This window comes from Clostridium sp. CMCC3677, from assembly GCF_023845585.1.
Classification (GTDB): domain Bacteria; phylum Bacillota; class Clostridia; order Clostridiales; family Clostridiaceae; genus Clostridium; species Clostridium aquiflavi.
Genome location: NZ_JAMQHS010000012.1, coordinates 31,670 through 46,377, shown reverse-complemented (window position 1 = coordinate 46,377; position 14,708 = coordinate 31,670). Strand labels below are relative to the sequence as shown.

At 27.5% G+C, this 14,708-nt stretch carries 12 protein-coding genes and 1 other annotated feature; of the genes, 9 read left to right on the top strand and 3 right to left on the bottom strand.

Annotated features, from left to right (window positions below; genetic code table 11):
• Positions 1 to 333 precede the first annotated feature (333 nt).
• Positions 334 to 1,089: an ABC transporter ATP-binding protein gene (locus tag NG901_RS14380; protein WP_252215979.1), complete on the top strand. Its 756-nt coding sequence runs from the start codon at positions 334 to 336 to the stop codon at positions 1,087 to 1,089.
• Entirely contained in the window at positions 1,082 to 3,559 is a 2,478-nt protein-coding gene (locus tag NG901_RS14375) for an ABC transporter permease (RefSeq protein WP_252215976.1), read from the top strand. Before NG901_RS14380 ends, NG901_RS14375 begins: the two co-directional genes overlap by 8 nt.
• Before the next feature lie 165 nt (positions 3,560 to 3,724).
• Here NG901_RS14375 and asnS read toward each other — a convergent pair whose 3' ends face one another.
• Together asnS and NG901_RS14365 are read right to left on the bottom strand one after the other, a co-directional pair.
• Positions 3,725 to 5,119: an asparagine--tRNA ligase gene (gene asnS, locus NG901_RS14370; RefSeq protein ID WP_252215961.1), complete on the bottom strand. Its 1,395-nt coding sequence runs from the start codon at positions 5,117 to 5,119 to the stop codon at positions 3,725 to 3,727.
• Between the two features lie 121 nt (positions 5,120 to 5,240).
• Positions 5,241 to 5,476, bottom strand: a binding site (T-box leader).
• A 52-nt stretch (positions 5,477 to 5,528) separates the two neighbouring features.
• Entirely contained in the window at positions 5,529 to 6,227 is a 699-nt protein-coding gene (locus NG901_RS14365; protein ID WP_252215958.1) for a metallophosphoesterase family protein, read from the bottom strand.
• 270 nt (positions 6,228 to 6,497) lie between these two features.
• Between NG901_RS14365 and NG901_RS14360 the strand changes: the two genes are divergently transcribed.
• Positions 6,498 to 7,574, top strand: a complete 1,077-nt coding sequence (locus NG901_RS14360) for a M24 family metallopeptidase (RefSeq protein WP_252215957.1) — start codon at positions 6,498 to 6,500, stop codon at positions 7,572 to 7,574.
• Positions 7,575 to 7,805: 231 nt separating this feature from the next.
• Here NG901_RS14360 and murC read toward each other — a convergent pair whose 3' ends face one another.
• Positions 7,806 to 9,188: a UDP-N-acetylmuramate--L-alanine ligase gene (murC, locus tag NG901_RS14355; protein ID WP_252215955.1), complete on the bottom strand. Its 1,383-nt coding sequence runs from the start codon at positions 9,186 to 9,188 to the stop codon at positions 7,806 to 7,808.
• A 290-nt stretch (positions 9,189 to 9,478) separates the two neighbouring features.
• Between murC and purR the strand changes: the two genes are divergently transcribed.
• The 6 genes from purR (at position 9,479) to pth (ending at position 14,703) form a co-directional block, all read left to right on the top strand.
• Complete coding sequence (gene purR / locus NG901_RS14350; RefSeq protein ID WP_252215953.1) at positions 9,479 to 10,294, top strand: pur operon repressor; 816 nt, start codon at positions 9,479 to 9,481, stop codon at positions 10,292 to 10,294.
• Positions 10,295 to 10,414: 120 nt separating this feature from the next.
• Positions 10,415 to 10,690 carry a septation regulator SpoVG gene (spoVG, locus tag NG901_RS14345; protein WP_252215951.1) on the top strand — a complete coding sequence of 92 codons (276 nt, stop codon included), beginning with the start codon at positions 10,415 to 10,417 and terminating at the stop codon, positions 10,688 to 10,690.
• A 185-nt stretch (positions 10,691 to 10,875) separates the two neighbouring features.
• A complete protein-coding gene (gene glmU / locus NG901_RS14340; RefSeq protein ID WP_252215940.1) occupies positions 10,876 to 12,243 on the top strand; it encodes a bifunctional UDP-N-acetylglucosamine diphosphorylase/glucosamine-1-phosphate N-acetyltransferase GlmU in 1,368 nt (455 codons plus the stop codon).
• 46 nt (positions 12,244 to 12,289) lie between these two features.
• Entirely contained in the window at positions 12,290 to 13,249 is a 960-nt protein-coding gene (locus NG901_RS14335; RefSeq protein ID WP_003372561.1) for a ribose-phosphate diphosphokinase, read from the top strand.
• Between the two features lie 111 nt (positions 13,250 to 13,360).
• Positions 13,361 to 14,047, top strand: coding sequence for a response regulator transcription factor (locus NG901_RS14330; protein WP_252215938.1), 687 nt, complete (start codon positions 13,361 to 13,363; stop codon positions 14,045 to 14,047).
• A gap of 80 nt (positions 14,048 to 14,127) precedes the next feature.
• Positions 14,128 to 14,703, top strand: a complete 576-nt coding sequence (pth, locus tag NG901_RS14325) for an aminoacyl-tRNA hydrolase (protein WP_252215936.1) — start codon at positions 14,128 to 14,130, stop codon at positions 14,701 to 14,703.
• The last annotated feature ends 5 nt before the right edge of the window (positions 14,704 to 14,708 follow it).

Below are 14,708 nucleotides of genomic sequence, written 5' to 3'. Positions count from 1 at the left end.
TATATGATCCCTAAAAATGTATAATTATAAATTTTAGCATATTAACTATTTCATATAATTGTATTATTTAATATTAAATGGTATCATAAATCAAAAAACAATTATATGTTATTATGGATATAATTACATAATTTATCTTGATGATTTTACATTTAAGTTTATGAAGTCAGGACTTATTTTAAATTTTTTATTGGTTTACTACTTATATAATTATAGTAATGAAAGATGGGAAAATTATTGAAAAAGGTTCACATAAAGAATTAATAAATAATAATGGTGAATATAAAAATATGTATGAAGCTCAAGCGAGTTATTATAGATAGGGGATATGGTATGGAAGTATTAAGAGTTGAAAAGATTTCAAAATCGTATGGGATAAAGATAAATAAAATATGGGCTTTAAAAGATGTTAGTTTTTCTCTAAATAAAGGGGAATTACTTGCAATTATGGGGAGCAGTGGATCAGGAAAAAGCACACTTCTAAATATACTTGGAGCACTAGATTCACCAGATTCAGGTAAGGTGTATATCAATGGAAAATTGCAACAAGACTATCACATAGAACCTTTTGCAACTGAATATAGAAGTGAAAATATAGGATTTATTTTTCAGTCATTTAATTTATTGAGGGATTTAAGTGTTGAAGAAAATGTAGCTCTGCCATTAATTTTACAGGGCGTAGAGTCTAAAGAAATAAAAAAGAAAGTTGAGCAAGAATTAGATTTAGTTGGTCTAACCAGATGGAAAAAACATAGACCTTCAGCACTTTCAGGAGGACAGCAACAAAGGGTGGCCGTGGCAAGGGCTACGATTACAGAACCTAATCTATTACTTGCAGATGAACCTACAGGTAATCTTGATTATAATACTTCGTTAGAAGTGCTTAATATATTTAAGATGATGAGAGAAAAGTTAAATCAAAGTATTATAATTGTAACCCATGATCCTATGGTAGCAAGTTATGCAGATATAGTATTATTTTTTAATGATGGACAAATTGTAGATGAATATGAAAATAAAGAAAATAATAAGGAAAGTATTGATATCATATTAGAGAAATTTAAAGGAGTTATTAGTAAGCATGATTAAGAATTTAAGAGATTTATCAAAAAGATTCTTTATATCTAATAAAGCTATTACAATTTCATCTATAATTGCAATAGCTTTATCAATTCTATTAATAACATCACTTATGAATTTCTCAATAAATTCAGAAAATAACTTAAAGAAAGAAACTCTTGAAAAATTTGGAGCTTTTGAAATACAATGCGGTTATGAGATTGATAGTTCAAAAAGAATTACCAAAGACTTTTTAGAGGAAACTTCTTCTTTAGAAGGAATAGATAAAATATCACCAGTTATTGTAGATGGTGTAAAGATTAAGATTAATGGAATTGATACTTACACAGTAGGTGTAGAAAATGATGAGTTAAGTAAAAGTAAATATAAATATAATAGTGATGTTGAAGAAAATACAATAATTATTAATAAACAGTTAGCTGATAGCTTAAAGGTTAATGAGGGAGATAATGTATTAGTTAATGGTAATGAAAATAAGGTTATAGAAATTTTCAATGATAAAACATATAGTTCTAATTCTATAAACATGGCAATCATGAATAGAAAATCATTGAAGGAAATATTAGGCTTTTTGGAAGAAGCTAATTATATGATGGTTAAGGTACAAAATAATGATGATATATCTAAAGTATCTAAGGAATTAATAAATTTAGATAAAGATTTGAGAGTTGAAGTATTTCAAGAAGATAAGAACTTAAATGAGAATATTAATACTATGCGATATTTCATTGGATTTTTAGGGAGTTTAGTATTTATCATGTGTGGAATATTTATAGTATCTAATCTTCAAGGATATATATATAAATATACTAAAGATTTTTCAGTAATAAAGGCAATAGGAGGTTCGTCATTTCAAGTTTTTATTACAGTATTAATGCAGACAATGATGATTAATATTACAGGAGTCCTTAGTGGAACAATATTATCATTTTTAACATGTAAATTATTTTTAACTACCTTTGAATATTATTTTTTGCCAATACTAAAGATTGCTTTAATTGGATTTTTAATAATTCAAATTGTTTTACTAATTCCTGTATTTAAAACTACTAGAATATTACCATTAAAAGCGATGTCTAAAAATGACAATGTGGAATTTAAGCATAAAAAATTAATGAAATATACCATGATAGGAAGTTTGATTACTGGAATCTTAATAATTTTATTGTGTATAATCACACCAGACACAAAAGCTTTATTAGATGCAATAGGAGGATTTTTATGTATATACTTAAGCTCTTTCTTATTTGTAATGTTATATATAAATAAAATTTTCAGTTTATTAATTAAACCACTAAAGTTGATCATTGGAAGAAGTGGAGAAGTTTCAATGAAGATGCTAATACCTCAAGTTAAGAAGAATTCTATATTAATCTTGGCTATAACCACAATGATAGTCATAACAAGTATTGGAGGAAGTTTTGTAAAATTAATTACATTGAACAGTGAACAGTATTATAGAAAAGAGTATTTAACTGATATTGTACTAACATGTGATGATAATCTTAACTATGAGACAACTCTTAAGCTTCTAAATGATGTAAATGAAATTGATGATACAGTGGCATCTGTTATGACAGAAGGCGGGACAACAGCTATTGTAAGAAATGATAGTAAAGGAAACATTACATTTTCTTTAGGTAATTTAGAAGAAATGGAAAAACAAGGGTTAATAAAAAAATTTGATGGTGATGGGAAAAATAAGGTTGTTGTAAGTGAAGAATATGCTAAAGAAAATAATATTGTGGTGGGCGAAAAACTTAAATTTATTAACCCTACGTTTAAAAATGAATATGAAAATATGATTACTATTAAGGAAGGTACTAAAGATCAAGTGTATGAATATAACTTAGAAGTGAGTAGTATAGAAGATGATAATTTAATGAATCGCCAGTCTGTATTAATTGACATGTCAAATACAAAGTTAGTTAATGATATTTCAGGTAGTCTAAATAAAATGTATATAGATACAACTAATAAAAATATAGATACATTATTAAATGAAAAAAGGCAAGAATATCAAGGAATAAAGTGGGCTACCTTAGAAAATGTATTAACAGAAACTAATAAAGCTATAGAAGAACGATGGAAATATTTTAAATTAAGTTTAGTAATTCTCTATTGCTCAATGATATTTGGAATAATTACTTCAATTAAAAATAATATAAATTCTAATAGAAAAGAATATGCTCTTTTAAGATGTATGAAATTTAAACAAAAGGACTTAAGCAAAATGATAATAACTCAATCAATAGTTTTCTTGTTACTTGGCGATATATTAGGATTAACAATTGGAACCATTGGATCGTTTATAGTATCAATATTTGAGGGAGGAACTACATTTATAGTTCCAGACTATACTACATTGATATTAATTTGTATAGGCTCAATTATATTAACAGTGTTTTGTATTATTCCGGATGTATGTAAAATTGGAAAGGAAAAGTTAATTGTAGAGTTAAATCAAGAGGAACTATAATTTCAATTGTGGAAATATAAATTGTTTCAATATGAATGTATGAGATATAAATAGGCATTGAAATAATTAAAAAAATTATTTGATTAGAAAAATTTAAAATTAATATGTGTAATAATAAAAAAAGCATTTGAAGATTTAACTTCAAATGCTTTTCTTATTAAAATTCTAGAATTCAGAAGTTCCAGGAGTTCTAGGGAATGGTATTACGTCTCTGATATTTGTCATACCAGTGATGTACATGATTAATCTTTCAAATCCTAAACCAAATCCAGCATGTTTAGTTTCTCCATATTTTCTTAATTCTAAGTACCACCAGTAATCTTCTTTCTTAAGACCTAATTCAGCCATTCTAGCTTCTAATTTATCAAGTCTTTCTTCTCTTTGGCTACCACCAATGATTTCTCCGATGCCTGGTACTAAAAGATCAGTTGCAGCAACAGTTTTGTTATCTTCATTCATTCTCATGTAGAATGCTTTAATTTCTTTAGGATAATCTGTTACAAATAGTGGCTTTTTAAAGTGTTCTTCTGTAAGATATCTTTCATGTTCAGTTTGTAAATCGATACCCCAAGATACGTCATAATCGAATTCTTTATCACATTTTTCTAAGATTTCAACAGCTTCTGTGTATGTAACTTTAGCAAAATCTGATGAAACAACATGATTTAATCTTTCTAATAATCCTTTATCAACAAATGAATTGAAGAATTGTAATTCTTCTGGACATTCATCCATAACATATTTTATAACGTATTTAAGCATTGCTTCTGCAAGCTCCATATCATCTTGTAAATCAGCAAATGCTATTTCAGGTTCTATCATCCAGAATTCAGCTGCATGTCTTGTAGTATTAGAATTTTCAGCTCTGAATGTAGGTCCAAATGTATATATATTTCTGAATGCTAATGCAAAACATTCAGCATTTAATTGACCAGAAACAGTAAGGTTAGTTTCTTTACCAAAGAAGTCTTTAGTATAATCAATATCTCCTTCTTTAGTTAATTCAGGGGCTTTAGGGTCAAGAGTAGTTACTCTAAACATTTCTCCAGCACCTTCACAGTCACTACCTGTAATTATTGGAGTATGAGTATATACAAAACCTTGTTCTTGGAAGAATTTATGTATTGCAAAGGCAGCAACTGAACGTACTCTAAATGTTGCTGAGAATGCGTTACTTCTTGGTCTTAAATGTGCAATTGATCTTAAGTATTCAAAAGTATGTCTTTTCTTTTGAAGTGGGTAATCAGAATTTGACATTCCTTCAATAACTATTTCTTTAGCTTGAATTTCAAATGGTTGCTTAGCATCTGGTGTAGCAACTAATGTACCAACAACTGAGATTGAAGAGCTTATTGGTAATTTTGAAATTTCTTTAAAGTTACCTAATTTGTCATCAAAAACTACTTGGATATTTTTAAAGAAAGAACCATCATTTATTTCAATGAAACCAAAAGCATTAGATGCTCTTAAAGTTCTTATCCAACCTGATATCATTACTTCCTTTGAAAGAAATTGATCAGTTTCTCTATAAATTTTTTTAATTAAAACTGTATTTTTCATTTACATGACCTCCATAATTTAATTCATTAAATATTTAATTTATCTATATGATTAACATATAATAATGAGTTAATATTTATTTTATAAAATATAAAAAAGTATAAAAAAAACTCCCGTCCCCGTATGGGACGAAAGTATTATTTCGTGGTACCACCCAATTTGCCATATAACATATAAAATTATATGACTTCTCTTAGATTATTAACGAGGTTGACCCCGTCTAAGCCTACTAATTATTAAAAACTTTCGGTTAGAAACTCAGAGATGTTCTTCGGAATAGACTTCGTATAAGGCTCACACCATCCCTTACTCGCTAAGACTATATTCTAAACGTACTCTTCTCATCAAAGTAATTACAATATTACATTGTGTATAATTTTACAGTATTTCTTTTACAAATGCAACAGAGTTATTCTAAACCTTTTTCAAAACTTTTAATTAATTTTGAAGGAAAGTTTAATAAAGTCATATCTTTTACGATTCTTGGGTACTCATATTCTAATTCTTTTATCTGCGCTTTAATCCCGCTAATCTCATTTATATCTAACAAACAATAAGTAAGATTAGGTCTACCTATTTTAGGTTTTCCAATACTACCACAATTTATATACATTTTTTCTCCAAAACTTTTAATAGAAGGAATATGGGTATGTGCACAAACCAAAATATCTTCTTCCATAGTTTCTATTATATTTTTAGTATCTTCAGCGTCTTCAAATAAATATTGATTAAGTATGCTTGGACTACCATGAACAAATATTATTTTTTTGCCTTGAATATTAATACTAATAGATGATGGTAAATTACTTAAAAAATATCTATTTTGTGCTCTAAGCTCATTGTATGTCCAAGGAAGAGAAAAACTATTTATTGCAGTTTCTCTTATAAAAGTATAATCATTATCTATAACAGATTTATCATAATTTCCTTGAATGCAAAGAATATTTCTTCTTTTAATCATTGCTATAACTTCATTAGGATGTGGTCCATATCCAACTAAATCGCCTAAACAAACAATTGAATCCACTTTTTCATTGTCTATATCTTGTAATGCTCTAATAAGTGAATAAATATTTCCGTGTATATCTGAAATTATTGCTATTTTCATAACTAACTCCCCTTATGTTTAAATATAAAATTGTTAAATATATTATATCATTATAATATTATTTTTAGATGCAAAGTTATATAATAAATTTTATAGAATATTTTAATTTATTATATACAAATAATATATAGAAAAGCTATGTTTTAAATATTTGATTATATATTGAATTATGTACAATTTTGATTAATTATATATAAATTTTACTAAAACATAGATTAAAAGCAGAAACAAAATTTATTAAAATAATTACTAAGTTAAGGGGTTGATTTTATGAAAAATAATAGAGTTTTAAAAGTAATAAAAGAAATGGAGTCACAAGGACTTTCACAAATAATAGTTACATCACCAGCATCAATTTATTATCTTGTAGGTAAAAGAATTTCGCCAGGAGAAAGAATGATTGCACTTTACATAAATTCTTCTGGAAATCATAAATTTATAGTTAATAAGCTTTTTCCAATAGAAGAAGACTTAGGTGTAGATATTATTTGGTATACAGATAGTGATGATTCAGTTGAAGTATTAAGCAAAGTTTTAGAAAAGGATAAAGTTTTAGGTATAGATAAAGATTGGAGTGCTAAATTTTTGATAAGATTAATGGAGCTTAACGTAGTAAAAGGCTTTGTAAATTCATCTCCAATAATTGATAGCTTAAGAATGATTAAAGACTCAGAAGAGATTGAACTTATGAAAAAATCATCACAAATAAATGATAGAGTTATGTTAAAACTTCAATCAGAGCTTAAGGAAGGCATGACAGAAAAATATTATCAAAGATTACTTGCTGAAATATATGAAGAAGAGGGTGCAAGTGGATTTTCATTTACACCAATAGTAGCATTTGATACTAATGGAGCAGATCCTCATAGTGAATGTGGAAGTACAAAGCTAAAGAAAGGTGACACTATAGTTTTAGATATAGGAGGAATATATAATTATTATTGCTCTGACATGACTAGGACTGTATTCTTTGGAGAAGAACCTAATGACCATAAAAAAGAAATATATGAAATAGTTAAAGAAGCAAACTTAAATGCTATTAAAAAAGTAAAAGATGGTGTAAAATTTTCAGAAATAGATTCTGCTGCAAGAAGCTATATAGATGATAAAGGATATGGTGAATTCTTTACTCATAGAACAGGTCATAGTATAGGTTTAGAAACTCATGATAAGGGAGATGTAAGCTCAATAAATCATGAAGAGGTTAAAGCTGGAATGATATTCTCTATTGAACCTGGAATATATTTAAAAAATGACATAGGCGTTAGAATAGAGGATTTAGTATTAGTAACAAAAGATGGTGCAGAAATACTAAATTCAGTAACAAAAGAACTTACAGTTATATAAGATTATATAGAGAGTAGTATAAGTTTTGAAATTCTAATTGTATATTATGTAATATGGAATTTTAGTTGAGAATTGAGAGTTGAAAATGGAGAGTTAAGGAATAAATTTCAAGTTGAAATTTAAACGTATATTTTTTAGAAAGCCTATGGCTTTCAGCCAAAACTCTCATCTCTCCACTTTCAACTAATAAAAAATTAATTTATCATTTTTTTATTAAAATCTTAAATATTATTATTTCCCTTGATTAAGGTATTTTTCACCAACAATAACAACATCTCCAGCACCAACTGTAAGAAGTAAATCATTAGGTTTAGCATTTTCATTTACATACTTTAATGCTTCATCATGAGAATGGACATTTGTACATTTAACGCCTTTAGCTCTTAAAGCTTCTCCTAAATCATTTGAAGAAACTAATCCAGTATCTTTTTCACGAGCAGCGTATATATCCATTAAAACAACTTCATCAGCATCAAAAAATGCATCTGTGAATTCATCAAACAATGTTTTAGTTCTTGTATAAGTATGTGGTTGGAATACACAGAAAGTTTTGTTATGAAGAATTTTCTTTGATGTATTTAAAGTTGCCTTTATTTCTACTGGATGATGAGCATAATCATCTATAACAGTAACACCATTTACTTCTCCCTTATATTCAAATCTTTTATGCGCACCCTTACATTCTGATAATCCACATATTATATCATCATAATTAAGATTAAATACAAGTGATACACAAATTGAAGAAAGTGCATTTAATATATTGTGTTCTCCAGGATTGCTTAAAGTTAAATCAAATAATTTATCATTATGTTTATAAACATCAAAAGAAGCACAACCCTTTTCATTGAAAGTTATATTTCTAGCAGTTATATCAGCGTTTTCAAATCCATAACTTAAAGTATTACATTTAGCTTTAGATAAAATTTCTTTTACCCTAGAGTCACCAACATAGCCTATTAAATAACCATCATTAGGAATTAAATCTGCAAATTGTCCAAATGTTTCAGTGATTTCATCTATATCTTTATAGTAGTCTAAGTGATCAGCATCTATATTTAAAATTACTCCAACATAAGGGAAAAAACTTAAAAATGAACGTTTATATTCGCAAGCTTCTGTTATAAAGTAATCACTACTACCTATTCTAAAATTACCACCAATAACATCTAATTCTCCACCAACAAGTATAGTTGGATCTAAATTAGCTTTTAAAGTTATATTAGAGAGCATAGAAGTACAAGTTGTTTTTCCATGTGCACCAGAAATAGCAACATTATATTTATGTCCCTTCATGATATTTCCTAAAAATTCTGCTCTATTCATTAAGTCTATATTATTTTCTTTAGCATAAATAAGTTCAGGATTATTTTCAGGTATAGCAGCTGTATAAACTACTAAATCAACATCTTTTATGTTTTTTTCACTGTGGCCTATGTAAATATCAGCTCCAGAAAGTCTTAATTTTTTTAGTATTTCTGATTCCTTAAAATCTGAACCTGAAACTGTATATCCACTATTTAGTAAAACAGCAGCAAGACCACTCATACTGATTCCACCGATACCAATAAAGTGAACTTTCTTATCTCTATCTTTTATAAAATCGAAAGACAAAATATCAACTCCTCTATATTTAATTATATCCTAAACAATACTCGTAAATTACTTTATAATGATATTTGGATACTTATTTATAATTATATACATTTTTCCATAAATGAAATACAAAAAAAACAATTACTCAAATATTTTATGCTATTTTTTCAAATATGTGAAGAATTTTTGTAATTAAGAACTTTTGTATTTAAAAACCATTGATATTGAGTAAAATTTAGAATAAAATATGAATGTTAAGTATAATTAATCAAAAAATAATTCGTGAATAATTGATGTGGGTGATTTTTATGGAAAAATTAAGCAGAAACAACCGAGTGGTTGCTATAACAAAAATTTTAATAGAAAATTCAAATAAAATAATAGGTTTAAATAAGTTTTCAGAATTGTTAAATGCAGCAAAATCCACTATAAGTGAAGATATAGTTATAGTGAGAGAACTTTTAGAAAAACTTAAAATGGGAAGAATAGAAACAATTGCTGGAGTTGCAGGTGGAATTAAATATATTCCAATGATTGGAGATGATGTAGCTAGAGACTTTGCATTAAAGCTATGTGATCAATTAAAGGATGATGGAAGAGTAATACCTGGTAACATAATATATATGACTGATGTGATGTATAATCCAGAAATTATTAGTACTGCAGGTGTTATGTTATCATCGTGCTTTCAAGAAAAAAATGTAGATTATGTTATAACTGTTGAAACAAAAGGAATTCCTTTAGCTTATGAAGTAGCTAGAAATTTAGGAGTACAATTAGTAATAGCAAGAAGAGACAGTCAATTTACAGAAGGAACTACTGTCAGTATAAATTATGTATCTGGAAGCAGTGGCAGATTACAACAGATGTCTCTTTCAAAAAAATCTATGAAACCCAAGAGCAGATGTATATTTATCGATGATTTTATGAAGGCTGGAGGAACAGCTCTTGGAATTAAAGATTTATTAACAGAATTTGAGAGTGAACTAGTAGGAATAGGTGTATTAGTTGATAATAAAGAGATCAATAAAAAGTTAGTTGATGAATATGTTTCCATAGTAGAATTAAAAGCTGTTGATAAAGAAGCTATTTTGGAAATTCAACCTTCAAAAAGATTTTTGTAACAATTCGTATAAATAAAACAAATTTCTTAATATTTAGATGATTTTAGAAGGGATTTAAACATTTTCGGAGAACTTAATTAAGTATAAGTATTTTTAAATGCAACTTGGAGGTGTACGAAAATGCAAATCACAGATGTGAGAATTAGAAAAATTTCTTCAGAAGGAAAAATGAAGGCAATAGTTTCTGTAACTTTTGATAACGAATTCGTAGTACATGATATTAAAGTTATTGAAGGCCAAAATGGGTTATTTATAGCTATGCCTAGTAGAAAAACTCCAACTGGAGAATTTAAAGACATCGCTCATCCAATAGTTATGGATTCAAGGGAAAAGATACAAAACGAAATTCTAAGCGCTTACGAAAAAGCTATTGAAGAACAAGAAGTGGAAGAATAAAGTTTAATAATTGGGAAAAATGAGAGGAAGATAAATGCTTCCTTTTATTTTTTGTACAAATTTAAGATGCATTATATAAAACTTGAAATAAAAATTCGTTTCAAATATAATTAATTAGTATGAATTTAAAGCATATTATTAATATATTTTGTTAAGAGTATGTTTGTAAATGAGGTGGGATAACAATGTATAAATGTGCCTTAGTTTTAGCGGCTGGACAAGGAAAAAGAATAAAATCAGATTTACCTAAAGTTTTACATAAAGTATGTGGAAAAGAAATGGTTAATCATGTTATAGATACAATAAGAAAAGCTGGAATACAAGATGCCAATATAATCATAGGAAAAGGAGCAGAACTTGTTAAAGAAAGAACTGCAGAAAAGGATGTGACTTATTCACTTCAATTAGAGCAGTTAGGAACAGGTCATGCTGTACAATGTGCATCAGAATTTTTAAGAGGTAAAAAAGGTACAGTTGCAGTTTTTGCTGGAGATACTCCCTTAATTAAGGAATCTACTATTAAAAATTTATTTAATACTCATATTGAAGAAAAAAATGCAGCTACAATATTAAGTGCCATTGTTGATGATCCAACAGGCTATGGAAGAATAATAAGAAGTGGTAATGAAGTATTAAAAATTGTAGAACATAAAGACTGTAATGAAGAAGAACTAAAAGTTAATGAAATGAACTCTGCTATATATTGTTTTGATATAGAATTATTATATGAATCATTAAGTAAACTAAGCAATAACAACGAACAAGGTGAATACTATCTTACAGATGTTATAGAAATATTAAAATCTGCAGGACATAATATAGGAGCAGTTGTAACTGATTTTGAGGAAACTATAGGGGTTAACTCTAGAGCTCAATTAGCTCAAGCTGAAGAAATACTTAAAGATAGAATAAACTTAAAACATATGGAAAATGGAGTTACATTAATAGATCCTAAAACAACATATATAGGTATTGATGTAGAAATAGGAAAGGATACTATAATATATCCTAATAATATTTTTGAAGGTAATACTATTATAGGGGAAAGATGTATAATATATCAAAACTCAAGGATAAAGGATAGTATTATAAAAAATGAAGTAGATATTCAATCTTCTGTAATTTTAGACAGCAGTATTGGCAATAATACCACTGTTGGACCATTTGCATATATAAGACCTGAAAGTAAAATTGGGGAAAAAGCAAGAATAGGTGACTTTGTAGAAATAAAGAAATCTACTATTGGAGATGGAACAAAGGTATCTCATTTAACTTATATAGGCGATGCTGAAGTAGGTAAAGAATGTAATTTCGGTTGTGGTACAGTAGTAGTAAATTATGATGGTAAGAAAAAATATAAAACTATTATTGGGGATCACAGCTTTATAGGATGTAATACAAACTTAGTTTCACCAGTAGAAGTAGGGGATAATACCTACATAGCAGCTGGCTCAACTATTACATCGGAAGTACAAGAAGGTGACCTTGCAGTAGCAAGAGCTAAGCAAAGAAATATTAAAGGATGGGTAGCTAAAAAAGGATTAAAAAAATAATTTTAATTATAAATCAGCCAAAATTTTAAGGAGGTCTTCTTATATTATGATAAGCCATGAAAGAAATATAAAAGTTTTTACTGGAAATTCAAACTGTAAATTAGCACAAGATATAGCAGATATATTAGGTGTGCCAGTAGGAAAATCAAAGGTATCAACTTTTAGTGATGGAGAAATATCTGTCGATATTAATGAAACTGTAAGAGGTACTGATGTATTCATCGTACAATCAACATGTTCTCCTGTTAATGATAATTTAATGGAATTATTAATAATGATAGATGCTTTTAAAAGAGCATCAGCAGGTAGAATAACAGCAGTTATTCCTTACTATGGATATGCAAGACAAGACAGAAAAGCGAAGGCTAGAGATCCAATTACGGCAAAACTAGTTGCTGATTTAGTAACAGCAGCAGGAGCACATAGAGTTTTGACTATGGATTTACATGCATCGCAAATTCAAGGATATTTCAATATACCAGTTGATCATTTATTAGGAGCACCTATATTAGCTAAGCACTTTATATCAAAGGGATTAGCGGAACAAGATGATGTGGTTGTAGTATCACCAGACCTAGGAAGTGTAACAAGAGCAAGAAAATTCGCAGATAATCTTCATGCACCAATAGCTATAATAGATAAAAGAAGACCTAAAGCGAATGTTTCAGAAATTATGAATATTATTGGCGAAGTTGAAGGAAAAAGATGTATATTAATTGATGATATGATAGATACAGCAGGAACTATATCAAATGCAGCTAATGCCCTTAAAGAATTAGGTGCTAAAAATGTTTATGCATGCTGTACGCATGGAGTTTTATCAGGACCAGCATGTGAAAGGTTAGATAAATCTGCAATTGAAGAACTAGTATTATTAAATACTATTCCAGTAGATGTAGAAATGGAAAATATGAAGATTACTGCTCTTTCTGTTGCTCCACTATTTGCAGAAGCTATTAAAAGAATATACGATGATGAACCAATAAGTAAATTATTTGAAGTATAATCTTGTATACATATAATAAAACCTCCTATGAGCATATCATGGGAGGTTTATTAACATGTTAAACAAGATTTCATATTGTTTGTAAGTAATCTAAAAAGGAGTAATTTTTTTATGGATAAATCTTTTGGAAAGGTTTTAATTATAAATAACGATATATATAGCAATGATTTAATGGATAATTATTTAAAATTATCAGGTTATAAAACTAAAATAGTGCTAGATGGAAATGATGCTAAAAGTGTATTTTTGAAATATGCCCCTAATATAATTTTGTTAGATTTACTTACAAAAAATCTTAATGGTATGGATTTTTTAAAATGGATAAGAAAACAAAGTAATATTCCTATTATAGTAGTTACAAGTAATGATTGTCTTTTTGATAAGGTTTTAGCATTTGATATAGGTGCAGATGATTATATTTTAAAGCCATTTAAAGTAGAAGAGTTAGTTGCTAGGATGAAAGCTATTATAAGAAGATGTAGCATAGAAAATAATAAAACAGATATAATATCTATATCTGATTTATCAATAAATTTAAGTACCTATGAAGTTATTTTTAAAGGAAATATAATTAATTTACCACCAAAGGAATTTGAATTATTAGTTTTTCTTATAAATAATCCTAATAAGGTTTTTACAAGAAAAGAATTATTAGATGAAATATGGGGAAATGATTATAAGAGTGATTGTAGAACTATAGATGTTCATATTAAAAGATTAAGAGAGAAGTTTGAACCAGATGAAAATTATAAAATAGTTACACTTTGGAGAAAAGGCTATAAATTTCAAACAAAATAATTAAATATATGAAATATATTATTATTTAGTATAATAGAAGATAAATTAGTATAATTAAAAGATATGCAAAGGAGAAAAATATGTTTTTAATAGTTGGACTTGGAAACCCAGGAAGTAAATATGATAATACAAGACATAATATTGGATTTGAAGTTATTGATAACATTTCAAATGAGTATAATATTGATATAAATAGGCAAAAATTTAAAGGTGTATATGGTGAAGGATTTATAGCTAATAATAAGGTTATTTTATTAAAACCAACCACATATATGAATTTAAGTGGGGACAGCGTAAGAGAAGTAGCTAATTTTTATAAAATAAGTAATGAAAATATTATAGTAATATATGATGATATAAGTTTAGATATAGGAAGACTAAGAATAAGAGAAAAAGGCAGTGCAGGCGGGCATAATGGTATAAAGAGCATAATAGCAAATTTATCAACGGATGTTTTCCCAAGGATTAAAGTGGGTGTTGGACAACCTAACATTAATTTAGTTGATTATGTTTTAGGAAAATTCTCAAAAGAAGAAAAAGAAGTATTAAAAGAAAGTATTGAAGCAGCAACAAATTCGGTAGAAGAAATAATAAAACAAGATGTAAATTCAGCTATGAACAAATTTAATGGATTTAAGGCTGATAAAAGTATTTAAGGATG

Coding starts and splice junctions, on each gene's coding strand:
- spoVG (WP_252215951.1), top strand. CDS start 10,415: ATGCAAATCACAGATGTGAGAATTAGAAAAATTTCTTCAGAAGGAAAA.
- NG901_RS14360 (WP_252215957.1), top strand. CDS start 6,498: ATGAAAAATAATAGAGTTTTAAAAGTAATAAAAGAAATGGAGTCACAA.
- NG901_RS14380 (WP_252215979.1), top strand. CDS start 334: ATGGAAGTATTAAGAGTTGAAAAGATTTCAAAATCGTATGGGATAAAG.
- purR (WP_252215953.1), top strand. CDS start 9,479: ATGGAAAAATTAAGCAGAAACAACCGAGTGGTTGCTATAACAAAAATT.
- NG901_RS14375 (WP_252215976.1), top strand. CDS start 1,082: ATGATTAAGAATTTAAGAGATTTATCAAAAAGATTCTTTATATCTAAT.
- pth (WP_252215936.1), top strand. CDS start 14,128: ATGTTTTTAATAGTTGGACTTGGAAACCCAGGAAGTAAATATGATAAT.
- NG901_RS14330 (WP_252215938.1), top strand. CDS start 13,361: ATGGATAAATCTTTTGGAAAGGTTTTAATTATAAATAACGATATATAT.
- NG901_RS14335 (WP_003372561.1), top strand. CDS start 12,290: ATGATAAGCCATGAAAGAAATATAAAAGTTTTTACTGGAAATTCAAAC.
- NG901_RS14365 (WP_252215958.1), bottom strand. CDS start 6,227: ATGAAAATAGCAATAATTTCAGATATACACGGAAATATTTATTCACTT.
- asnS (WP_252215961.1), bottom strand. CDS start 5,119: ATGAAAAATACAGTTTTAATTAAAAAAATTTATAGAGAAACTGATCAA.
- glmU (WP_252215940.1), top strand. CDS start 10,876: ATGTATAAATGTGCCTTAGTTTTAGCGGCTGGACAAGGAAAAAGAATA.